This is a genomic window from Streptomonospora nanhaiensis, assembly GCF_013410565.1.
GTDB lineage: Bacteria > Actinomycetota > Actinomycetes > Streptosporangiales > Streptosporangiaceae > Streptomonospora > Streptomonospora nanhaiensis.
The window spans coordinates 4,587,257-4,608,793 of sequence record NZ_JACCFO010000001.1; the positions used below are offsets into that span (position 1 = coordinate 4,587,257).

Annotated in this window: 20 protein-coding genes and 1 pseudogene; 15 read left to right on the top strand and 6 right to left on the bottom strand. The window is 71.7% G+C overall.

Going from position 1 to position 21,537, the window contains the following annotated elements; all coding sequences use genetic code 11:
* The first annotated feature begins 10 nt into the window (after positions 1 to 10).
* Complete coding sequence (locus HNR12_RS20310) at positions 11 to 265, top strand: hypothetical protein (protein ID WP_179769083.1); 255 nt, start codon at positions 11 to 13, stop codon at positions 263 to 265.
* On the opposite strand, the gene HNR12_RS20315 is transcribed toward HNR12_RS20310, so the two are convergent.
* From HNR12_RS20315 to HNR12_RS20325, 3 genes are read right to left on the bottom strand one after another with little or no spacing between them, the layout of a single operon-like run.
* Complete coding sequence (locus HNR12_RS20315) at positions 262 to 846, bottom strand: TetR family transcriptional regulator C-terminal domain-containing protein (protein WP_179769084.1); 585 nt, start codon at positions 844 to 846, stop codon at positions 262 to 264. The genes HNR12_RS20310 and HNR12_RS20315 overlap by 4 nt on opposite strands.
* The gene (locus tag HNR12_RS20320; protein WP_179769085.1) at positions 827 to 1,267 is read right to left on the bottom strand and encodes an alpha/beta fold hydrolase; all 441 of its coding nucleotides are present in this window, start codon (positions 1,265 to 1,267) and stop codon (positions 827 to 829) included. The genes HNR12_RS20315 and HNR12_RS20320 overlap by 20 nt, the downstream gene beginning before the upstream one ends.
* Positions 1,264 to 1,710 (bottom strand): alpha/beta fold hydrolase, encoded by a 447-nt coding sequence (locus HNR12_RS20325; RefSeq protein WP_179769086.1) that lies wholly within the window; start codon positions 1,708 to 1,710, stop codon positions 1,264 to 1,266. The genes HNR12_RS20320 and HNR12_RS20325 overlap by 4 nt, the downstream gene beginning before the upstream one ends.
* 143 nt (positions 1,711 to 1,853) lie before the next feature.
* Here HNR12_RS20325 and HNR12_RS20330 point away from each other — a divergent pair, with 143 nt between their 5' ends.
* The 3 genes from HNR12_RS20330 to HNR12_RS20340 all read left to right on the top strand — a co-directional run bounded on the left by HNR12_RS20330 (position 1,854) and on the right by HNR12_RS20340 (position 4,773).
* Positions 1,854 to 2,324 (top strand): hypothetical protein, encoded by a 471-nt coding sequence (locus HNR12_RS20330; protein ID WP_179769087.1) that lies wholly within the window; start codon positions 1,854 to 1,856, stop codon positions 2,322 to 2,324.
* Positions 2,325 to 2,351: 27 nt separating this feature from the next.
* Positions 2,352 to 3,056 (top strand): TetR/AcrR family transcriptional regulator, encoded by a 705-nt coding sequence (locus HNR12_RS20335; protein ID WP_179769088.1) that lies wholly within the window; start codon positions 2,352 to 2,354, stop codon positions 3,054 to 3,056.
* Positions 3,057 to 3,333: 277 nt separating this feature from the next.
* Positions 3,334 to 4,773: an MFS transporter gene (locus HNR12_RS20340; RefSeq protein WP_175294428.1), complete on the top strand. Its 1,440-nt coding sequence runs from the start codon at positions 3,334 to 3,336 to the stop codon at positions 4,771 to 4,773.
* Between the two features lie 46 nt (positions 4,774 to 4,819).
* On the opposite strand, the gene HNR12_RS20345 is transcribed toward HNR12_RS20340, so the two are convergent.
* Positions 4,820 to 5,299: a hypothetical protein gene (locus HNR12_RS20345; protein ID WP_217781463.1), complete on the bottom strand. Its 480-nt coding sequence runs from the start codon at positions 5,297 to 5,299 to the stop codon at positions 4,820 to 4,822.
* Positions 5,300 to 5,513: 214 nt separating this feature from the next.
* Entirely contained in the window at positions 5,514 to 6,344 is an 831-nt protein-coding gene (locus HNR12_RS20350) for an alpha/beta hydrolase (protein WP_179769089.1), read from the bottom strand.
* A 527-nt stretch (positions 6,345 to 6,871) separates the two neighbouring features.
* On the opposite strand from HNR12_RS20350, the pseudogene HNR12_RS20355 reads away from it, so the two are divergent.
* Together HNR12_RS20355 and HNR12_RS20360 are read left to right on the top strand one after the other, a co-directional pair.
* Positions 6,872 to 7,882 (top strand): annotated as a pseudogene (locus HNR12_RS20355) (IS481 family transposase).
* Positions 7,883 to 7,884: 2 nt separating this feature from the next.
* Positions 7,885 to 8,169 (top strand): CHAT domain-containing protein, encoded by a 285-nt coding sequence (locus tag HNR12_RS20360; protein ID WP_338119848.1) that lies wholly within the window; start codon positions 7,885 to 7,887, stop codon positions 8,167 to 8,169.
* A 60-nt stretch (positions 8,170 to 8,229) separates the two neighbouring features.
* On the opposite strand, the gene HNR12_RS20365 is transcribed toward HNR12_RS20360, so the two are convergent.
* A complete protein-coding gene (locus HNR12_RS20365) occupies positions 8,230 to 8,892 on the bottom strand; it encodes a hypothetical protein (RefSeq protein ID WP_179769091.1) in 663 nt (220 codons plus the stop codon).
* A 281-nt stretch (positions 8,893 to 9,173) separates the two neighbouring features.
* On the opposite strand from HNR12_RS20365, the gene HNR12_RS20370 reads away from it, so the two are divergent.
* From HNR12_RS20370 to HNR12_RS20410, 9 genes are all read left to right on the top strand, one after another.
* The gene (locus HNR12_RS20370; protein ID WP_028850008.1) at positions 9,174 to 9,455 is read left to right on the top strand and encodes a type II toxin-antitoxin system RelE/ParE family toxin; all 282 of its coding nucleotides are present in this window, start codon (positions 9,174 to 9,176) and stop codon (positions 9,453 to 9,455) included.
* Positions 9,442 to 9,744: a HigA family addiction module antitoxin gene (locus HNR12_RS20375; RefSeq protein WP_044496365.1), complete on the top strand. Its 303-nt coding sequence runs from the start codon at positions 9,442 to 9,444 to the stop codon at positions 9,742 to 9,744. Before HNR12_RS20370 ends, HNR12_RS20375 begins: the two co-directional genes overlap by 14 nt.
* Positions 9,741 to 10,565 (top strand): alpha/beta fold hydrolase, encoded by an 825-nt coding sequence (locus tag HNR12_RS20380; RefSeq protein WP_217781460.1) that lies wholly within the window; start codon positions 9,741 to 9,743, stop codon positions 10,563 to 10,565. Before HNR12_RS20375 ends, HNR12_RS20380 begins: the two co-directional genes overlap by 4 nt.
* Before the next feature lie 167 nt (positions 10,566 to 10,732).
* The gene (locus tag HNR12_RS20385) at positions 10,733 to 10,975 is read left to right on the top strand and encodes a type II toxin-antitoxin system Phd/YefM family antitoxin (RefSeq protein WP_179769092.1); all 243 of its coding nucleotides are present in this window, start codon (positions 10,733 to 10,735) and stop codon (positions 10,973 to 10,975) included.
* The gene (locus tag HNR12_RS20390) at positions 10,972 to 11,229 is read left to right on the top strand and encodes a type II toxin-antitoxin system RelE/ParE family toxin (RefSeq protein WP_179769093.1); all 258 of its coding nucleotides are present in this window, start codon (positions 10,972 to 10,974) and stop codon (positions 11,227 to 11,229) included. The genes HNR12_RS20385 and HNR12_RS20390 overlap by 4 nt, the downstream gene beginning before the upstream one ends.
* A gap of 471 nt (positions 11,230 to 11,700) precedes the next feature.
* Positions 11,701 to 12,678: a conjugal transfer protein gene (locus HNR12_RS20395; RefSeq protein WP_179769094.1), complete on the top strand. Its 978-nt coding sequence runs from the start codon at positions 11,701 to 11,703 to the stop codon at positions 12,676 to 12,678.
* Between the two features lie 87 nt (positions 12,679 to 12,765).
* Complete coding sequence (locus tag HNR12_RS20400) at positions 12,766 to 13,071, top strand: hypothetical protein (RefSeq protein WP_179769095.1); 306 nt, start codon at positions 12,766 to 12,768, stop codon at positions 13,069 to 13,071.
* Between the two features lie 12 nt (positions 13,072 to 13,083).
* Positions 13,084 to 18,849 carry a TcpE family conjugal transfer membrane protein gene (locus HNR12_RS20405; RefSeq protein ID WP_179769096.1) on the top strand — a complete coding sequence of 1,922 codons (5,766 nt, stop codon included), beginning with the start codon at positions 13,084 to 13,086 and terminating at the stop codon, positions 18,847 to 18,849.
* 109 nt (positions 18,850 to 18,958) lie between these two features.
* Positions 18,959 to 21,469: an ATP-binding protein gene (locus HNR12_RS20410; RefSeq protein WP_179769097.1), complete on the top strand. Its 2,511-nt coding sequence runs from the start codon at positions 18,959 to 18,961 to the stop codon at positions 21,467 to 21,469.
* Positions 21,470 to 21,537: the final 68 nt, after the last annotated feature.

The following is a 21,537-nucleotide window of genomic DNA, read 5'->3' on the forward strand; positions in this document are numbered from 1 at the left end:
CCCGACGGGGGTGACACTGTCCACCCTGGGCGTCTGCCTACTGGCGGAGCCGGAGTCGACGGACTCCTACGCCCCCTGGGGGCTCAGCCACTTCCTGCTCGACGGGCACCACGAGATGGAGGCGCTGGCACGGGCGGGCGGAAGGGTCCGGCTGGTCGCCCTCGTCAGCCTGGCGGGGAGCCTTGCCGACGCTGATGACGTGGCCCGGCTGCCGCAACTGCTCACGCTGCCGAAGCGCATGCGCCGCAGGCAGGCGCCCAACTAGGGCTGGGCCGTCCCGGGCGAGACGGCAAGTTCGATGAAGGAGTCGAGCGATGCTATGGCGTCCTCCGCCGTCAAGAGACCGAGCAGCACGTCGGTGCGGAGTCCGGCCGTGAAGGCCAGGAGGTGCCTGGCGCGAGTCTCGGAGTCATATGGCAGCTGGTCGGCGATCAGCTTCGCCAGCAGCGCATACTGCTCACGCCACGCATCGGCCATCGCCGGGTCCTGGACGGCGAGGCTCTCGAAGGCATCGGCAACGATGCACTCGTGGCGCCGTTCTTCGTCCAGCGGCAGGAACTCGAACAGGATCTTCCGGACGCGGACCTGTGGCGCCGGTAGCGTGTCGGTTTCCAGAAGCTGGAGACGCGCGACGACTCGCAACCCGTGCTTGCGCATGACGGCGAGGAGCAGGCCGCGCTTGTCGCCGAAGTAGTACTGGATCGCGCCGGTGGTGGCGCCGGCCCGTGCCGCAACGATGCGCAGAGGCATCGCAGCATTGCTCCCCGAGGCGAGGGCCTCGGCCGCAGCCTCCAGCAGGCGCTCCTGGACGAACTCGGCTTTCGCATCAGGCATGTCTTGCGCCATCGGTGCCTTCCATGAACGATCCGACGAGGTTCTTGATCGCGTCAGGCTCGTCCACCAGCGCCGCGTGGCTGGCATGCGGGAAGACCTCTACCCGCACCGAGGGTGCGGTGCGACGAACGGCAGCCACTGCGCGCCGGGGGACGAAGTGACTCCGCCCGCCGATGACCACCGTGAGAGGGGTTCGGAGGTCGCGCCACTGTGCCGTGGTTACCCGTTCCGGGCGCGGCGTGCCGCGGGGCGCGAACTCCCGCTTACCGGCAAGCAGGACATCAAGTGCCGGAGACTCAGGCAACTTGCCGCCGCGCACCCAGGACAGGTACGAGAGGTACCGCTCTTCGTCGCCGAGCAACATCAGCAGCATTTTCGCCCAGGTGCGCCAGGGTATGCCCGCGAGGGAGCCCGGCGGCTCGATCGCCGTCACGCTCTGCAGGCGAGCAGGGTTCCGAACGAGTTGGTGGGTGCGACCCATCCCCCGTAGGAGAACCCCACGAGGTGCACCTTCTCCAGCCCTATACCGTCGAGGGTCTCTTCCAGCCAGGCGGCGACCTCGACGCCGGTCGGGAGCGGCCTGGTCTGCACGCTCCTGCCCGCATCCCAAATGGTGTCGACTGCGAAGACCTGTCGATCCGTCTCCCACGCCCTGACGAATGGGCCCCAGGCCGCGATCGTGCTCCCGCCGCCCGGCAGGAGGAGGGCTGGGGTGCGGTCGCGCGCCGCGGTCGACGCCGACACCGCGGTCCGGCCATAACTCGTCTGCACGGTGTGGTCGGTTCGATCCGGCCAGGAACTCATGGCCCGATCGAAGGCGAGCAGGAAGCGCGCCCGCGCCGCGTCGTCGCGGAACGCGCCCACCGGGTCAGCCATGACAGGAGCATAACGCCTGTAACGCAAGCGTCATTCTCGGTGGGAAGTTGCGCCGTTCTTTCGGCCGGGAGGTTGCGCCGTCTATTCGACGGCGATCGCGCCGTCACCTTGACGGCGCCTTCCTCGGGGGCTAATTTAGGAACATGTTCGAAAAACGCAGTGAGCAGACCAACGAGACCGCGGCAAGCCCGCGGACACGCGGACGGATGGCGCTCGGGGCGGCAGTGATCCTCTCGGCCGTCCCGGCCCTGGCCGCCGCCGTGGACCAGCAGTCGATGCGGTCCCTGGAGGCGTACGCCGCAGCCATGTACGGCGCACACGGCGTGCCGGTCGACACCGGGCTGCTGTACCTCGTGGTGTACGCGGTGGCCGGCACGCTCGCGATCCTGTGGCTGGTCGCCGCTGTGACATCATGGGTGAGCCGAGGCGGGGCGATCGGTGCCGGTGCCTTTATGGTGGTGGCGAACCTGGCCACTGCACTCGCCATGCTGTTCGTCACCGAGTACGGGAGCCCGGTCTTCCCGGCGCAGTGGGGGCTCCTCGTGGCGCTACCCGCGCTCGCCGGAGCCGTCGCAGTCGGACTGCTCGTCCGCAGCGCGAGGCGCCGGTCATGATGCTGGACATTGTCAGAGGGGACGAGCATGGCGGAACGGCCCGACGCGCAGCGGCCGCGGCGGCGAGGGCGCCCCCCGGCGACATCTCAGGAGGATATACTCGCCGCGGCCTGGCGCCTCATCGAGGCGGAGGGATGGGAGAGCCTCACCATCCGTAGCCTGGCCCGGGAGCTCGGCATCGGCGCGGCAACCATCTACCACCACGTGCGTGACCGTGAGGACCTGCTGGTCCGGCTGATCAGTGACTACGCGGCCGGACTGCCGCGTCCGGACCTGCCGTCGGAGCCCCGCGCGAGAGTGTGCGCGGCCACGATCGCCCTCCATGACGCACTGCGCGACCTGCCGTGGGCGGCCGAGGTGCTCACGGTCGACGGGTTCGTCGGTCGGCTGAGCGACGAGGCCCTGTGGTTCGTCGAGGCCATCCTCGACGGCGCACGCCGCGGCGGGTGCACCGCCGACCAGGCCGTGGCGTTGTTCCGGAACCTCTGGTACCTCACCGTCGGAGAGCTCCTCGTCCATGCTCGCACCAGGGAGCGGACTCGTTCCGGGGTGGACCGCGCACGCCTCCTGAAGGAGGACGCCGCCCCCTTCGACGGCCGCGATCCCGAGGTAGTTCCTCAGTTGGCGTCGATCGGGCGAGCCTGGCCGGCGCTGGCGGCCAAGGGCACCTACACGGACGGTATCCGGGCGCTCGTCCACGGCGCCCTCGACCAGCTGCCCCAACGAGACTGAACGTGCCTGCCCCGGACCTGCGGGTCGGTCGGGGCTGAGCAGACCACGCCCCCGCAGGACCGCACTCGAGCGCTGCCCACGGACGCCGTCACATGCTGGCGGCGCGGTGAGTCGGGGGCGGGACCTCGCCTGCGCACGACCATCGGCGAGCGGGCCAGTTCCGGCTGCCGCCAAGGCGGTCGGCAAGCACTCACCCAGTAGGCACGACCGCCGCGGCGGCCGTCCACCACGTCTTCCTCGCCTCGACCACGGCGAGCCCAAACGAAAGAAGTCGTCGATGAAAGACTCATCTGTCATGTCCGGGCCGGACTCAGCTCGGAAGCCTGGCCCGACCCTCACGGCGGTCAACGGAGTCCAACTCCTGGTCTCCCTCGACCTCTGCATCGTCAATGTCGCACTTCCCGATATCGCCGCCGGACTCGGCTTCGAATCGAGCGAGTTGTCCTGGGTCATCCACGCCTATGCGCTGACCTTCGGGGGGCTGCTCCTTCTCGGTGGCAAGGTGGCCGACCTCCTCGGACATCGCCGCGTGCTCATCATTGGCCTGCTGGTCTTCGCCCTGTCGTCCCTGCTGGCCGGTCTGGCGACGTCCCCCGGAGTCCTGGTCGCCGCCCGCGGCCTTCAAGGCGTGGGTGCCGCCGCCATGCAACCGGCCTCACTGGCGGTGCTCACCACGACGTTCCCCGAGGGGCGAGCGCGGGCGCGCGCGTTCGGGATCTGGAGCGCCGTCAACGCGCTCGGTGCAGCGCTCGGGGTCGTGCTGGGCGGAGTCGTCACCGAACTCGCGGGATGGCGATGGGTAATGCTGCTCAACGTCCCCGTTGCCCTGGTTCCCCTGTGGCTCGCCTGGCGGTCCCTGCCGGGGGACGCCCGCGTTGTGCGCGCGAAGCGCCCGGACGTCCTCGGTGGCGCGCTGGCAACGACCGGGATGACAGCGCTTGTCTACGGTGTGGTGCGGGCGGCGGATCTCGGGTGGACCGCTCCCCAGACAATCGTCGTGCTCGCCGGGGCGGCTCTGCTCCTCGCGCTCTTCGTCGTCGTGGAGAGATCTCCGCACCGCGACCCCCTCCTGCGCCTCGGTCTGCTGGCCAACCGCAGTGTCACGGGCGCGAACGTCATCAATCTGCTCATCGGCGCTGCGATGGCCTCGTGCTTCTACATCCTGTCGCTGTACGTCCAGACGGTGCTCGGGAACTCACCGGCCGTCGCCGGGCTGATGTTCCTGCCGTTCGCGCTCGGGGTGATCGTCGGTGCCGTGGTCGCCACCGGCGTCGGCAGACACCTCCCGCCGCGCTCACTCATGCTCACCGGCGTCCCCCTCACGGCGGTGGGGTTCATGTGGTTCGGTTTCATGCGGCCTGACGGAAGCTTTCTCGTCGACGTCCTCGGACCATCCTTGGTGGCGAGCATCGGCTTCGGACTGTGCCTAGGCCCCGTGGTCTCCACAGCGACGCGCGGAGTGGATGACGACGAAGCCGGGATGGCCTCCGGCCTGCTGTCCAGCGCCCGTCAGATCGGTGCGTCAGTAGGGCTCGCGGTGCTGGGGACCCTCGCTCAGCACCGCACCGGGAGTGAGCTCACCGCTGAAACGCTGACGGCGGGGTACGGGTTGGCGATGCACGTCGCTGCCTGGCTGCTACTCCTCGGCGCAGGGGGCGCGCTCCTGGTGCTGCCCTCCGAGCGCGCGCTCGCCACGAGCACGACCGCTCGACGGTGATGACGGTGGGCGAGTCGCACGCCCAGCCTGATGTCTAGACTCGACATCAGATGACGACGAGGGGGCAACCCCGCTCCCAGCGATAATGGAGGCTCGAGCCATAAGTTTCACTGTCTACCTGTCCGGCGAGATCCACACCGATTGGCGGGACCGTGGACATCCCGCCCCGCGGTAGCCCGTCGGGCAGCAGGGGCGCGGTCGCCTCGGCCCGGAACCGCAGGTCGGCCGTCGCCATCACGGGCTTGCGTATGACCCGGCCCCGACTGTCCCGCCGGGTGTCAGTGCCTCGCCCGTCATCGGCGACGCGCACCCGCCCATGCGGGAAGACCGTGATGATGACGGTGCCGGCGCGGCCCTGGCTCTCGGCCTCCTCATTCGCGTAGGCGAGGATCTCGAGGATGAGGTGACGGCGCCCGCCGGCAGCCTCGGTGTCGCCGAGCCGGTCGCGGACCTCGGCAAGGTGCTCGACATCGAGATCCGTGCGCCAGTCGTGGGTGGTGACGGTCCGGGAGGAGCGATCGGTCACGTGACGATCCTAGGCTGGGGGCCGTGCCGGACGGGATTTTCCTCGTCAATGTCCTGGGGTCCTCTGTGGCAGCGAGCCTCGGTCTCGGGCGTTGCCTGGGCGCTGCCTCGCGAGCCGAATCGCTGACTTCACGTTGTCCTCGTACGACTTTGCCACGGCGCCGGACGAGAGTCTGCCCTGTGTTATGGGCGTTCTGCGGCAAACTCTCGGTGCATCATCGGGACGACGGGGCGGTAAGGCCGCCCGGTCCTGTCGGTTCATTACCCAGGACAACGTCGTCGAGCCACCGTTGACAGGCGTCCCGCCAGGTCGCGGTGTGTGGGATCGATGCGAGGGGCGGCATCCGTTCGCCGGCTGGCGGGTCGCCCCACGAGACACCGTCGGCGAGGCCGAGACCGTGCCAGCCTTCCGGGTAGACGTGCAACTCGAGGGAAGCACCGACCTCCTGCGCTGCCTCCGCCCACCGAAGGGCGTTCGTCAGGCCCGGTGGGTCCTCCATGGTGGTCCAGACGAACAGTGGGCACGTCTCCGCGCCGAGGTGGGTGACCGGGGAGAGTTCGGCGCGCAACTCCATCCGGCCGCCGAGCATCCCCGACACGGCGACATCAGGGAGCAGGTCGAGGTCGGCGACCGAGTAGGCCAGGACGGCGAAGTCCGGCCGCGGCGGCGAACTCGGCGCCTGCTCCAGCGAGCCCAGGATCGCCCCGGTGGCGAGCAGCCCGGCCAGGTGCCCACCCGAACTGGCGCCGAAGACACCCACTGCGCGGGCATCGACCGCCAGGCCATGGTCTCCGGTGCGCCACCACTGCAGCGCTTCCCGCGCGGCCGCGAGCGGCGACGGCCAGGGCGACTCGGACGGTAGCGGGTAGTGCAGCACCGCTGCGTGGCAGCCGACGGAGGACCACCACCGGGCGACGCCCTCACCCTCATGGGGAGCGTGGAACCGGTAGCCACCACCCGGCAGCACCAGCACCGCAGGACGGGCACCGCTGAACGGCGGCTCCGCAGGGATGACCTGCAGGTTTGAAGCGAGATCAGCAGACATCACTGAACTTTCGAGTTCGGCTCCTCCATGCCTGACGCAGTCCGCCACCGGCACGCGAAGCTTCGGACACCATACGACACTCCGCCCACACTCGGGTGGTTAGGGAAGGCGAGTTGTGGGAACCGCGGCCAGACCTCATTGGTGGCGAGGAGGACCGGAAACAACGCGAAGACCGCGGTTCCTGCGCACTCCGGAAGGCTGACGATCCGACCGGGCGGATGCCTGAGCAACTGCATCCTTCGAGTTCTCCGTGCTCCTCCTGGCGGACCCGGAGTCGGGATGACCAAGGCGATTCCCAGGTTGGGCACGGTCGGTACGTACGCCTCTGCCGTGCGTGCGATCAACGCACTGAAGATCCCGGCCCGGGAGAAGCGTTCTCGGACACGTGCCGTGGTACGCGTGTTGTCAGCGGTTAGTTGTTGCGGGTCATGACGTTGTAGCCACCGGAGTGGGGATGAAGGAACGGGTCCCTGACCGGCACGATGGGTGGTGTCTAAGCAACCGTCGTCCGGGAGGGGACCCGTTCCATGACCCACCGTAATGCCCCGCTGACCGTGCTCGGAAGGGAGCGTGCGGTCGACCAGGTGATCAGAAAGGGCCGCCCGATCGCGCATGTCGCGGCCGAGTTCCACATCGCGCGGGCCACGTTGTCGAAGTGAGTTTCCCGCTATCGCGACCACGGCGTGCTCGGCCTCGAGGACCGCTCCAGCGCCCCCGCCGAGCGCCCTTCGAGGCTCGCTGCCTGGGTAGTCGAGCTGATCGAGCACTGGCGACGGAAACGGAAGTGGTCCGCCCGCCGGATCGCCCGCGAGCTCGCCGACCGACACCACATCCGCTGCTGCGTGCGGACTGTGACGCGCTGGCTGGACCGCCTGGGCCTGAACCGGATCAGGGACATCGCTCCGGAGGGGGAGGACCTGCGCCGCCCAGGGAAGATCATCGCCCGCTACCCCGGGCACATGGTCCACATGGACGTGAAGAAGGTCGGGAAGATTCCCGACGGCGGCGGCTGGTGGGCCCACGGCCGCGGCAGCGACCAGGCCCTGGCGGGCAAGCGCGCTCATAAGCAGAAGGTCGGCTACACCTACCTCCACTCGATGGAGGACGGGTTCTCCCGCCTGGCCTGCACCGAGGCTCTCGAGAACGAGACTGCCGTGACGACCATCGCGTTCTTCCACCGCGCGCTGGTGTTCTTCGCCGCTCACAACATCACGCGGATCTCCCGCCTGGTCACGGACAACGGAGCGAACTACACCTCCAAAGCGTTCCGCCGCTCGACCAGCGCGTTCATTGGCCGGCAGCAGCGCACTCGGGCCTACACACCACGGCACAACGGGAAGATCGAGCGCTACCAACGGCTGATGACCGACGAATGTCTCTACGCCCGCGCCTACGACAGCGAGAACGAACGACGCGATGCGATCGGCGTCTGGAACCACCACTACAACTACCATCGGCCCCACACCGCCTGCGGCGATCAGCCCCCGGCCTCACGCCTCCACGCCGGCGTCGACAACGTCATGACCAACTACAGCTAGTGGTGCTCAATGCTTGCGAGAGCCTCGCAGGGGCCGATGACCTCCTCCAAACGGTACCGACTGTGATTGCGATGTCCGACTCGATCAACGATGCCAGCGCTGTCGTCTTCGCGGCGCGCTTCTACTCCGCCGTCGCGTCCGCGCAGTCAGTCTCGACTGCACTCGAGCAAGCGAAGGTCGCTATGGCGGTGTCAGCGCTTGACGATGCAGACCTGCCCGAAGTCAGAGCCAGAGAGGACGTCGACCTGGTTTCGCTTCTTCTCGTTCAGCCCATGTCTTCGCGATAGCGCAACCGCCAGATTGCTTCTGATGTTCGCCTGGACGGCTCCGGGTCTTAGTGCTGTGTGCTAGCTCTTTACGGACGTCGGCTCGCCACGCCCCGGCTCCCAGATTTCCCAGCCAATCTTCTTGCCCAGGTCGCCGAAGCAGCCCATGGCGCCGAGGCGGTGGACGCAGAACCACCAGGCTTCAAGCTCGTCGGCGATGCGACCATGCAGTCGGGCCTCGTACTCATCCAGCGCTTGGTTTTCTCCGTAGGGGACTTCGGCGAACTCTGGCTCTGTGGTCCTAACGTGGAATACGACTCGCTCCCAGTACTCGGATGGCGGATCATCCGAGCCGGGCTCGTTGGTGGCGAGGATGTCCAAATGATGGAAGCGGCCCGACTTCCCGTAGCGTGCGAACGTCGCGAAGAGGAGCGGGAGCGTTGCGCTCCCGCTGATCCGATTGGAGAGGCTCTTCGCGTACCCGGTGTGGGTGGACCGCGCCAGGCCGCGTTCAACCGCCGTGTCGAGCATCTGACCTAACCTCTGGATGTCGTGGCCCCAGTCATCTTTCAGCGTTTTCTTGGAAGGCCATGAGCCCGAGGCCTCGACCTCGTTGCAACCGAGCATGACCTTCATGGCCTTCTCAACGCCGATGCTACCCAGAGTGAATACGCCATCGCCGTGCAGGGAGACGAAGCGAAGGCTCCGGATCGCCTCCACGGAGTCGCGGAGGAGGTTGCGCACTGACTCGACCTCTTCAAGGAGCGCGAACCCCTGACGTGTCGACAACGCCGGGTGCAGCCCCGGTCGACGCCCCTGCCACGGCCTTGATGTCATTCCTTCGCTCCTCCGCGCGGGCCTGTGGTCGCCCTCTTGTCCAGGATAGGCGGGCGATCGGCACCATGAGCGGCGGAAGCTCGCCACCGCGAGACCCGCTGTACGCAAAGGTTATTCGGCTACGGAACGTGGTCGAGTTCCGGTTTAACGTATAGCGTTAATGGCGGACTCCGTTATACACTGGTTTCGTGATCAGATCGTTCGGCAACAAGGACACCGAACGGCTGTGGCGTCGTGAGCGCGTGCGCTCGATCGATCCGAGGATCCATCGGGTCGCGCTGCGCAAGCTACGTCAGGTGGGGTCTGCAGAGTCTCTCGAGGACCTCCGCGTCCCGCCTGGCAATCGGCTCGAGGCGCTCAAGGGCGATCGGGTCGGGCAGCACAGCATCAGGATCAACGACCAGTGGCGGATCTGCTTCGTGTGGACCGACGCTGGACCAGAGGAGGTGCAGATCGTTGACTACCACTGACAGGATCGAGCCGATTCACCCGGGTGAGGTCCTCATGGAGGACTTCATCGAGGGCTTCGGCATCACGCAGAACAAGCTCGCCGTGTCGATCGGCGTCCCGCCCCGGCGGATCAACGAGATCGTGCACGGCAAGCGGGGGATCACCGCAGACACGGCGCTGCGGCTCGCGAGGTACTTCGGCACGTCGGCCGAGTTCTGGATCAACCTGCAGAGCCACTATGAGCTCGACCGCGCCGAGGACGCAGCAGGTGAGCAGATCGCGGCGATCGCGCCGCTACAGGTCGCGTGACCAGCTGCGTCGTGCAACGCCCCGGAGGCGTCTGCATCGCGGTCACCGACCTCGGCGGCGACGGCCCTGTCGTCGTGCTGCTGCACGGGCTTGCCGGGAGCTCGCGGGAGTTGCTGCGCACGGCGCGAGCGTTGCAGGACCATCGGGTCCTGCTCGTGGACCAGCGAGGGCACGGTGCGAGCACGCGGCTTCCCGATGATCTATCCCGCGGCGCCTTCGTCGGCGACGTCGTGGCGGCGATCGAGGAGCTCGCCCCAGGGAGTCGAGCGACGCTCGTCGGGCAGTCGATGGGAGCCCACACTGCTTTTCTCGCAGCAGCAGCGCGCCCAGACCTGGTCGAGGGGCTCGTGATGCTCGAAGGTCATGTGTCGGGGAGTGACGATCCGCGCGAGGCTGCTGGTCTCGGCGCGTACTTCGCGTCCTGGCCGGTTCCGTTCCGGGACGAGGCCGCTGCCCGCGAGTTCCTCGGTGATGACGCGATCGTTGATGCCTGGGTAGCGGATCTCCAGTCGACGGATGATGGGCTCGTCCCGCGTTTCGACGCCGCGGTCATGCAACGCACGATCGAGGCTGTGCATGAACCGCGCTGGGACGAGTGGGAAGCTCTGCAGGTTCCGACGCTCGCGATTTTCGCCAAGCACGGGATGTTCAGCGATGCCGACAAGGACGAGCTGATCCGGCGCAGGCCCGAGACGGTCAGAGTCGATCTCTCTGGCGGCAGCCATGATGCGCACCTCGACGCCTTCGACGAGTGGATCGACGTGCTTCGCGGCTGGTTATCTCGCGATCAGGCCAGCGACTCGCGGACCATTGTCCGCTGAGGTTGTTAGCTGCGGCGACGCGGTCGAATTCAGGTTCAACGTGTGATCGCGCTGGCGCGTTGGGCGCTGTGATGCGCCGAGCGCGTGCCTCCGCGGTTCGATGCTGACGTAGCTGCCAAGGTCGAGGTAGCTACCCAGCAATGTACATTTCAGGGTAGTATTGAGTCATGGAGATCACGGCAACGAAGGCTCGCGACCAGCTCGGCCGGCTCATCGATCGTGCTCACAGCGAGCCCGTGTACCTCACTCGCCATGATCGGCGAGTGGGGGCGATCGTGGATGTCGACACGCTCGATCGGCTGCTGGAGGCAGCCGAAGAACTGGAGGACATCGCGGCGTACGACGCTGCGAAGGCCGAGGGCGGCGAGAGCGTCACGCTCGACGAGCTCCGTCGCGAGCTCGGTCTGTGACCTATACCGTCCGGATTTCATCCGCTGCGCGCCGACAGATCCGGAAGCTCCCGCGGGACGGACAGGAGCGGGTCACTGCAGTGCTCGCCCTGCTTGCCGATGAGCCTCGACCTCCGGCATCGAAGAAGCTCACCGGCCGTGACGCCTGGCGCGTTCGCACGGGGAACTGTCGAGTCATCTACGAGATCCGCGATGACGAACTTCTCGTCATGGTCGTCGCGGCAGGTAACCGACGTGACGTCTACCGGCGCTGACGCAGATGGTCCTACGTGCCGGAACGCGGTGGAGTTCCGCTTCAACGTCTAGGGCCGCGCGCGGCCGCGCCCGCGCGGCCGGTCCCTCCCGGGACCGGGTGGAATGTCACACCCGGGGCCTAGGGTGTGGAGTGGCCGCCGTGTGCGGCGCCGCCACCGGCCGGCGCGAGCTCTCTAGAGACCTAAACGCCACATCCGCCTTCCTGAACAGCGCTAGCTTCCTTTCCGGGCCATCCGCAATTACGGCGTTGACCATGGCTGTTTCCTGAGTTTTGCTGGTATTGCCCCGGAGTGCCCCAATCGCCCCTCGATCTTGAGCTGCGTCCGGGGTGCACCGTGTGCATGGACACGAAACACGGAGGAGTATTGGCGGTCGAGATCCGAAACAATGGCGCACCATAGGTATGGGGTAGACATGGTTCGGGAAAACGGCCGCCAGGGCCAGTGCTCGGGACGGGATGGGGAGGCGTGATGGCTCGCAAGCCGACCGCGCGGCGCGGCGGCCGACCCGCTGACGACGCCGCCGACGCGGCCGACCTCTACGACGACTTCGGCGACCCTCCGCAGCGGACCCGGCGGCTGCGCGCCGGCTCCGGGGGGCGCTGGTGGGTGTGGATCGGCCGCGCCGTGCTGTGGGCGTTCATCGCCGTCGTCATCTTCAACGGGGTCTGGCAGCCGCTGCGCAACGGGTTCGCCCAGCCCTCCGCCGACGAGGAGCCCGCCGCCGAGCAGCCCGCCTTCCCCGAGACCGCCGCGGCCGGGTTCGCCCTGCGCTTCGCCGACGTCTACCTCAACACCGGCGGCCATTCGAGCCAGGAGCGCGCCGAGGCGCTCGCCGCCTACGTCCCCGAGGGCCGCGCCACCGAGTTCACCGTCGAGGACTCCGCGCTCACCGGCGAGAACCTCGGCGTGGTGGGGGTCGACATCCGCGACGACCACAACGCGGTGGTCACCCTGAGCGCCGACGTCAACGGCGCGCCCATGAGCCTGGACGTCCCCGTCTACGCCGCCGACTCCGACAGCCTCGTGGTCTCCGGTCCGCCCGCCCTGCTCGCCAGCCCGGGCCGGGCCGACCTCCCCGAGCCCGAGTCCGCCGAGACCGACACCGCCGTCCGCGACGAGCTGGTGCCGCGCCTGGAGCGGTTCTTCGCGGCCTACGCCGAGGACCCCGGCTTCCTGTCCGACTTCGTGGAGCCCGGCGCCCGGATCGAGCAGTTGCCGCCGGACACCCTGGAATTCGCCGAACTGTCCGATATCGCCGTGCCCGTGGACGGTTCGAGGGATGATGATGGACGACAGGTCACGGCCACGGTGGTGTGGCGGCTGGCCGGTTCCGACGAGTCCACCCCCGCCGAGCTGACCCAGACCTACGAGTTGACCGTCGTCCGCGACGGTGAGACCTGGTATGTCCGAGACATCCAAGGAGCCCCGCAGTCGTTCGGCGAGTGATCGCCGCACCATCCCGGCAGGGCTCGAAGCCAAGGAGAAGAAGCACCATGCAGCACAGATGTGAGACGCGAGGGGACGGCGACTGACATGCTCCCCCTGCTCTCCAGTCTCACGCACGCGGCTCTGGACGTCGCGGCCCCTCTCGCGCTGGCGGCCACCGAGGACGCCCCCGACACCTCGGGGCTCGCCGACTTCCTGCGTGGCTTCTTCGGGCCGCTGTTCCTGGTGATCGTGTCGGTCGTCGCGATCTTCTTCCTGTTCACCAGGGAGATCACCCGGTTCGCGCAATTCATCATCCTGGCGATCTTCATCGGGATCGTCTTCTACGTGCCCGGGATCATCGAGGTCACCGCGGTGGCCATCGCGCGAGCAATGGGCGTCTCGACCGAGTAGGAGGCCGGAGACGTGGACCTGCCCACGTACACCAACATCTGGCGTATCGAGAAACGGCTGTACAAGCTCTACGATTTCCGGCTGCCGCAGCCGGTCTCGGTCGTCTACCTTGGTGTTCTCCTGGGCGTGTTCGCCGTCTGGCTGATGCTCATGGGGCTGCTCGGCGTCCCCTTCGAGACCCCCTGGCACGTCGTGTGGCTGGTGCCGCCGTTCGTCATCGCCTTCCTGGCCACCCGGCCGGTGATCGAGGGCAAGCGCCTCAGCGAACTCGTCGTCTCCCAGGTCCGCTACGTCACCGAGGCCCGCGTCTACACCCGGCTGGCGCCCGAGCGCGAGCCGGGTGAGATCCGGGTCGCCGTACGCGTGTGGCACCGCGACCCCGCGGCGGGGCCGCTGCCCGCACCCCGAAAGCGCGGCGCGCGTTCGGCCGCCAAGGCCGCCAAGGCCGCCGAGCGCACCCGCGCCCGCCGCACCGACCGCGGCGCCGAGGCGGCCCCGCCCGCCCCGCGCCGCACCGCCCGCCAGGCACCGTCGCTGGACGAGGTTCTGCCCGCCTCGCCCAACGGGCACGGCGCGCGGGCGCACGCCGGTTCGGGACCGACCGAAAACCCCGATCCCGCGCCGCTGTGGAACGGCGACCAGCCCGCCGCCGCTCAACCGCGCGCGGAGTCCGACGACTCCGCCAACTGGGCCGCGGCCGGTCCCTACATCCCCGCCGAGCCCCCGCCCTCGGTCCGCGAGCGGGTGGCCGAGCGCGAGGCCGCGTTCGCCGACACGCCCGACGACGAGCCGTGGGAGTGGGAGCCGGAGCCCGCCGAGCCGCGCGCGGCCGACCCCGCGCCCCGCCGGGTCGAGCCCCAGGACGACCCGGGCGAGGCCGAGCGCGAGACCGCCTTCCGGTCCGCGCGCGAGAACGGGCTGCGGCCCGGCCGCGCCGCGGACCCCCGCCCCGACCCCGCCCCCCTGCCGCTGCCCGAGGCCGCCGAACCCGACTCGCTCGACCAGCGGCGCGTGTGGGAGCGCGACTACGGCCGCGAGCGCGGCACCCCCCGGCGCGGTGTCGGCAAGAAGGTCCTCAACTACTTCGGCTTCGCGCTGGAGAAGCCGGCCACCGGGTCCGGCACCGACCCCGCCCGGCGCGAGTCCCAGACCGTCCGGGGGCGCGGCCGCCGTCCGTCCGGGCACACCGGTCCCATCCCCGGGGCCGCCCGCACCCCGGCCGAACTCGCCGCGCACCTCGCCGACTACACCGACGAGCGGTCCCCCGACCACGGCGTCCGGCCGGACCGGCGGGACACCGCAGGCGCCCCCGCGGCCGCGTACTCCGCTCCCGAGGCGGCGCCCGAGCACCGCGACACCCCGGCCGAGCCGGTCCCCGACCGCCCCGAGGCCGCCCACGACCCCGCTCCGTCGGGCGATCCGGCGCCCGACCGCGACACCTCGGCGCGCCGCCGCGCCGAGGAGATGATGGCGGCGCCGCCCACGCCGGCCGAGGCCCCGCGCGCCCGGAACGCCGACCCCGCCGCGCCCGAGCGCGCCGACGCCGGCCACGAGGCGGCCGCCGAGCCGCTGCCGGCCGGCGACCCCGACGCCCCGGCCTCCCCCGAGCGCCCCCGCGACGACTCCGCCGCGCGCTCCGGCGCGTTCGGCCGCTCCCGCCCGTGGGAGCGCCGGGAGCGCTCCGGCACCGGCTCCGAGGGCGACCCCGCCGAACCCGACGCCGCGGACCGGCCCGGCCCGCAGCGCCGCCTGCGCGGCCGCATCCAGGGCGTCCTGGTCACCCGCCGCCTCGAACGCGAACGCGACGCGGCCGACGCCGTTTCAGGAGCCGGGCAGGAGGACGCCGGATCCGCCGCGCCGTCGGACCGCGAGTCCGAGCGCGCCCGCGAGCGCGCGCGGGCCGCCGCGCCGCCGCCGCGCGCCACCGGCCAGGGCCTCGGCGGCCCCGAGCCCACCGAACCCGCCCGCCCCTCGCTGCGCGCCCGCCGCCTCCAGCAGCGCCCGCACGCCGCGCCGTGGGACCTGCCCACCCCGCTCGACAGCGCCGCCGAGCAGCGCGCGCCGCGCGACGACCGCCCCGCCGAACGCGCCGAGCCCGCGTCCCCGCGCGCGGACGCGGTTCCGCCGAGCGCGCCCGAGCCAAACCGCGCGTCCGCCGGCACCGCGGAGCCGGGCGAGCGCAAGCCCCACCTGCAACTCGACCACGGCACCGGCGAGCACGAAAGCCTCTCCGAGGTCGTCCGGGTGTTCTCGGCGCCGCCGGGCACCGTCGGCGTCGACGAAGGGCGGCCCGGCCGCACCGGCGACCGTCGCGAGGCGGAGCCGGAGCCCGCGCCGGAGGCGGCGGAGGCCGAGGGCACCGCGCCCGGCGCGGCCGCCGAGGATGCCCAGCCGCGGGCCGCGCGCGAGGCCGCCGAGGCGGCGGCCGAGCCCGAGCCCGAGAACAAGCCGCCGCTGCAGCTCGACCACGGTACGGGTGAGCACGAGAGCCTGACCGAGGTCACCCGTGCCCTGTCGGAGGGAGCGGGGGAGTCCGCCGACGAGGAGTCCACCGGCGACAAGTCCGCCCGGCCCGCGCGGGCGCAGGCTGAGGGCAAGCCGCCGCTGCAGCTCGACCACGGCACGGGTGAGCACGAGAGCCTGACCGAGGTCAGCCGCGCCATGGCGGCGCCCGAGGAGCGTGCGCCCGCGCCCCGCGCCGCGTCGCGCACCCCCGACACGGACCCGGCGGCCCCGTCCGCGCCGGACACCGCGGCCGGTCAGGACCCGGCTGAGGCGGACCGGCCCGCGGGCGACCCCCGCCCCGCCGCCGAGGCCGCGGGTGCCGCAGCGGACACGGCCGCCGAGCGCGAGCCCGGCGCCGAACCTGCCCCCGGAGACGCGCCCCGGATGGACCCCGGACGCTCCCCGGCCGCGGGCTCCGAATCGCCGCATCCGGCTGCCGCCGACGCGCCGCGCATCCCCGACCTGTCGGCGCCCAAGCCCGCACTTCAGCTCGACCACGGCACCGGCGAGCACGAAAGCCTTTCCGACGTCGCGAACGCGGCCGCGTCGGCGCCGCCGCGCGCGAGCCGCGCGCGGGACGACCGGGACGACCGGGACGACGCCGACCCCGCCACCGGGGACCGCACGCGGGCGGCCGCCCCGGAGCGGCCCGCGACCGGTGCGGGTGCGGACGCCACCGCCGCGCCCGCCGTGGCGGACGCGGACTCGCCAGAAGCCGGCGCGGAGGAGCCCGCAGCGGCCCGCCCCGCCCGGGACATCGAGGACACCGGGGAAACCGGTGGCTCGCCCGCCACCGACCGGGGCGCCGCCGCCTCGGCCGACACGGGCACCGCGGGGCCCTCCGCCGCCGGAGCCGGAGCCGGGACCGAGGAGCCCGAGGCTGCCTCGGCCGCCTCGCGGGACGACGCGGAGGCCGCGTCCGGTCCGGAACCCCCGCGCGAGCGCGGCGGCGACTCCGAGCCCCGCGTCCCGGCGGACCGGCTGGAGGTCCTGGACCGGTACCTCAGCCACGCCGACACCCCGCCGCCGCCCCCGCCGCGCTTCGCCGAGGCGACCGGCGGGCAGCAGCCGCGCCGTCCCGTCTCCTGGTTCGCCGACACCCCCGCGCCCGCCGAGCACGGCCCGGCCGACCGCGCGGCCGCCGAACCGGAGCGCGCCCGCGGTGGCGACACCGTCGAGTCGTCCGCCCGCGCCGAGAGCGCGCCGGGCACGGTGCCCGACGACGCCACCGGACGAGAGCGCGGCACCGCCGCTCAGCGTGCCGCCGCCGAGGGCACCCCCGAGCCCGCGCCCGCCGAGGACCCGCGTCGGAACACCGCCCGCGCCCCGCACACCGACCCCGCCCCCGCCGCGGACGAGGCGAGCGAGCAGATCCGTCGCGCCGACCGCCGCCCCGCGGCCGACACCGCCTCCGAGCCCGCCGGCAGCCCCGACGCATCCGGCCCCTCCGCCCCCGACCGGGACACGCCGGGCCCGGCCGCGACCGGCCGGGGCGCCCGGAGCCACGACAGCGACCCCGGCGACGGCCGGCGGGCGGCCGCCGGTACCGGCGAAGCCGGCCACCCGGACGCGCCCGCCAAGCCGCCCCTCGAACTCGACCACGGCACCGGCGAGCACGAGTCCTTCGGCCACGTCAACGCCCCGCAGCGCACCACGGCCGCCGACCTCGAGGCCGCCGAGGCCGCGGCCATCCGCGCCCGCCGCCGCGACCTCGCCCAGCGCACCGGATCCCCCGACGGCGGCGACGGCGACCTCCGAGCCGCCGAACCCGGCGGCAGGCCTCCGGCGGCCCAGGACGGCGGCGACCCCGCCACCGGCGGCGAGCGCTCCACCCGGCTGGCCCGGACCATCAGGGCCAACCCCACCGGCGGGCACCCCTCCGCCGCCCCCGGACGCACCGCCGACCCCTCCGACTCCGCCGACACCGCCGCACCCTCGGAGCCCTCGGCGCGCCCGCGCACGGGCCGCTCCCGCACCCCCGCCGCCGGCGACGACAACGTGTTCAGCCGCGTCGCGCAGAACGCCCGCCGCCTCAGCCACCTCTTCGGCCAGACCCCGCCGGGTACCCCGCCGGAGCCCGCACCGCAGGAGGCGCCCGAGCGCCCGGCCGAGACCGGCCGGCGCGGCGCCGACCACACGCGCGCCCACCCCGACACCCCGGCCGCCCGGACCGCCGCCCCCGGCGCCACGGGCACCGCACCCGGCACGTCCGCCGACACCCACGCCGACAAGCCGTCGCTCCAACTCGACCACGGCACCGGCGAGCAGCAGCGGCTCGGCGACACCCCCAACGGCACCCCCTCCCAGCGCGCCCGGGGCAACGGCGGCGCCGGCCGCCCGGCCGCGGAGTCCGACTCCGGCGCCACGCGCGGATGGCGCCGACTGGCGCGAGTGGTCACCGGCGGGTCCACGGCGGCGGCGAAGTCCGACCTCCCGCCCGGCGACATCGAGCGCCTGCGCACCGCGCTGCCCGCCCCCCGCACCGTGGTGGTGCTGGGCTGCACCGGCGGCGCCGGGCAGACCGTCACCACCCTCATGCTCGGCCACACCCTCGCGGCCTACCGCGACGAACGCGTGGTGGCCGTCGACGTCAACCCCGGCGGCGGCGGGCTGTCGCGGCGCGTGCGGGCCGAGACCCCCGAGACCCTCACCTCGCTGCTCGCCAACGCCGAGGCCGTCCACGGCTACCTGGGCATGCGCCGCTACACCTCCCAGTCGCCCAGCGGCCTGGAGGTCGTCTCCACCCTGGACGACCCCTACGTGCAGACCCTGGACGACCGCGACTACGCGGGGCTGGCCGGCCTGCTGGAGCAGTTTTACGAGGTCGCGCTGCTGGACCCCGCCGCAACCGGGGTGGCGCGCGCGCTGCCGGTGGCCGACGGCATGGTGCTGGTGGCGCCGGCCAGCGAGGACGCCGCCCGCGCCGTCGCCATGACCTTCGAGTGGCTCGACGGGCACGGCTACGCCGCGCTGCGGTCCAAGGCCGTGGTCGTCATCAACGGGGTCAGCAAGCGCAGCCTCGCCGACGTCGACGCCGCCGAGCAGGTGGCGCGCGGCCGCTGCCGGGCGATCGTGCGCGTCCCGTGGGACGACCACCTGGCGGCCGGCAAGGTGGTCGACACCGGCGCGCTGCGCGCCACCACGCGGCGCGCGCACGCGGCCCTCGGCGGGGTGCTGATGCACGGCCTGGCGGCCGCCCCGGGCCCCGGGGCGGGGCCGGCCGCACCGGGCGGCGGCAACGGCCCCCGGCGGGCGCCGGAGGCCCGCCGATGACCCCTCGAACCACCACGGCGGGGGCCCGGCCCGCGGTCGCGGCGTCCGCGCGGCGGCCCCCGCACCGCACACCCCACCACGCTGCACACGACATCCGGGAGGGCACTCGATGATCGGCAGCAGAGGCGGAACCCGCCTTTCGGTCCGCTACTTCGACGACCGCATCCTGCTCAGCGAAGCCGACGCCTGGGCCTACTTCCGGCTGCCGACGGTCTCCTACGAGTTCGCCACGCCGGAGGAGCGCGAGGCGCTCGCCACCAACATCACGATCGCGCTGGCCGCCATCCGGATGAACGACGCCGAGGTCCACCTGCGCGTGGCCCACCGCACCTACCCGGCGGCGGAGTGGGCCACCCGGCTCGACGGCACCTCCGACTCCGGGCCGGGGTGGTACGACTACCTCGACGAGATGTACCGGCACGTGTGGGCCAAGGACTTCTGGACCAAGGAGGTCTACCTGGGCGTGCGACTGGGCCTGCGCGGCGGCGTGCGCGGCCAGCTGTCGCAGAGCGTGTTCGCCCAGTTCCTGTCGGCCTACCAGCGGGGCGAGCAGATCCTGGGCATGGAGGACGACGCGATCGACGCCAAGGAGATCGCCCGCTGGACCGACCAGGCCGAGCGCCTGGGGCGGGCCCTTGCGGCCAGCTCCCTGCACGCCCGCCACGCCACCTCCGACGAGGTCGCGTGGCTGATCCGGCACGCGGTCACCGGGACCATCGAGGAGGACCGGCGCTCGGCGGCGGGCCGGCGCACGTGGGGCCGGGGCGAGATCGAGCAGCTGGTCGAGGGCGTGATCCACAACGGGCGGTCGCTGCTGCGGCTGGACCAGCCCACCGGGTCCACCTACATCGCGCACCTGTCGTTCTCGAGGTTTCCCGACCTCATGCCGTTCCCCGACGGCGAGCCGTGGCTGCACTACGCCGACGCGCTGCCGTTCCCGGTCGAGATCTCGCTGCGGATGAAGCTCATCCCGCCGGCCAAGGCCAGCAAGGACGTCGGGCGCAAGCTCGCCCACGCCCGCGACATGGACGCCCACATCCGCGAGGCGGGGGTGCCCGCGCCCATCGCGCTCGCCGAGCAGATCGACGCCGCGCGGATGCTGGAGCACGGCATCACCAAGGAGCGGCTGCCGTTCGTGTACGGCTGGCACCGGCTGATGGTGTCGGCGCCCACCGAGGACCTGCTGGTGCAGCGGGTCGAGGCGGTGGTGGAGCACTACCGCGACATCGGCATCGACGTCGTGAACTCCACCGGCGACCAGTTCGCGCTGTTCTCGGAGTCGCTGCCGGGCGACCGGATCCGGCTCAACGCCTACGCCCAGCGCCAGCCGCTGCGCACCATCGCCGGGGGCATGCCCACCGCCACCATCGACCTCGGCGACCGCCGGGACTCCAGCGGCGCCGGCTGGACCGGCCCCTACATCGGCGAGACCCTGGGGCGGGCGCGCTCCATCGTCCACTTCGACCCCATGGTGGCGGCGGCCCGCAACCGGCCCACCGCCATCGCGATCACCGGCGAGCCCGGCGGCGGCAAGACCACGCTGGCGCTGCTGCTGATCTACCAGTTGGCGCTGCGCGGGGTCACCGTGGCCGCCATCGACCCCAAGGGCGACGCCGAGTCGCTGGTGCGGCTGCTGCAGCGGCGCGGCCGCAAGGCGCGGATCATGTCGATGGCCTCGGCCGAGCCCGGCCTGCTCGACCCGTTCTCGTTCGGCGACGACCTCTCGACCCAGAAAACCATGGCCACCGAGACCCTGCGGCTGCTGCTGCCCCGCATGAGCGAGGAGCGGGAGTCGGCCATGATCCAGGCGGTCGCGGCCGTGGCCAACCAGCCGCGCCCGAGCCTGGCGAAGGTCGTCGCCTACCTTGAGGACTCCGACGACGCGGCCTCGCGCAACCTGGGCGCGGTGCTGCGCTCCATGTCGGAGATGCGGCTGGCGGGGCTGTGCTTCGACCCCAAGGGCCAGACCCAGATCGACACGGAGGGCTGGACCACCGTGTTCACGCTGGGCGGCCTGACCCTGCCCGACTCCACGATCCAGCGCGACGACTACTCCTACGAGCAGCGGCTGAGCGTCGCCCTGCTCTACCTGGTGAGCCAGTTCGCGCGGCGGTTGATGAACGGCATCGACCGCCACCTGCCCAAGGCCATCTTCCTCGACGAGGCGTGGGCGGTGACCTCCACCCCGGAGGGCGCCAAGCTCGTGCCGGAGGTGTCGCGGATGGGCCGCTCGCGCAACACCGCCCTGATCCTGGTGAGCCAGAACGCCGGTGACCTCCTCAACGAGCAGGTCACCAACTGCCTGTCGAGCGTGTTCGCGTTCCGCTCCAGTGAGCGGTTCGAGGTGGAGAGCGTGATGGCGCTGCTGGGCGTCGACCCGTCCGAGGAGCACCAGGCGATGCTCCGCAACCTCGGCAACGGCGAGTGCATCTTCCGAGACCTCGACGGCCGCGCCGGGCGCATCGCCGTCGACCTGGTGTCCGAGGAGCTACTGGCGTGGCTGGACACCAACCCCACCCGGCAACGACCCGATACCGCCGAAGACGACACCGCCGGCCCCGGCGCCCTCGTTGGGACGGGCAGCGCGGGAGGCACCACGAGGACGGGGCACCACCAGTGACGTTCACGCATCCGACCGGCGCGCCCACGGACACCCCCACCCACCCGCCCGCCGGCCGCCCGCGCCAA

Bases quoted from the DNA above. Each gene is read 5' to 3' on its own strand.
- HNR12_RS20400 (WP_179769095.1), top strand. From the start codon at position 12,766: ATGCTCCCCCTGCTCTCCAGTCTCACGCACGCGGCTCTGGACGTCGCG.
- HNR12_RS20330 (WP_179769087.1), top strand. From the start codon at position 1,854: ATGTTCGAAAAACGCAGTGAGCAGACCAACGAGACCGCGGCAAGCCCG.
- HNR12_RS20385 (WP_179769092.1), top strand. From the start codon at position 10,733: ATGGAGATCACGGCAACGAAGGCTCGCGACCAGCTCGGCCGGCTCATC.
- HNR12_RS20340 (WP_175294428.1), top strand. From the start codon at position 3,334: ATGAAAGACTCATCTGTCATGTCCGGGCCGGACTCAGCTCGGAAGCCT.
- HNR12_RS20350 (WP_179769089.1), bottom strand. From the start codon at position 6,344: ATGTCTGCTGATCTCGCTTCAAACCTGCAGGTCATCCCTGCGGAGCCG.
- HNR12_RS20335 (WP_179769088.1), top strand. From the start codon at position 2,352: ATGGCGGAACGGCCCGACGCGCAGCGGCCGCGGCGGCGAGGGCGCCCC.
- HNR12_RS20410 (WP_179769097.1), top strand. From the start codon at position 18,959: ATGATCGGCAGCAGAGGCGGAACCCGCCTTTCGGTCCGCTACTTCGAC.
- HNR12_RS20315 (WP_179769084.1), bottom strand. From the start codon at position 846: ATGGCGCAAGACATGCCTGATGCGAAAGCCGAGTTCGTCCAGGAGCGC.
- HNR12_RS20325 (WP_179769086.1), bottom strand. From the start codon at position 1,710: ATGGCTGACCCGGTGGGCGCGTTCCGCGACGACGCGGCGCGGGCGCGC.
- HNR12_RS20395 (WP_179769094.1), top strand. From the start codon at position 11,701: ATGGCTCGCAAGCCGACCGCGCGGCGCGGCGGCCGACCCGCTGACGAC.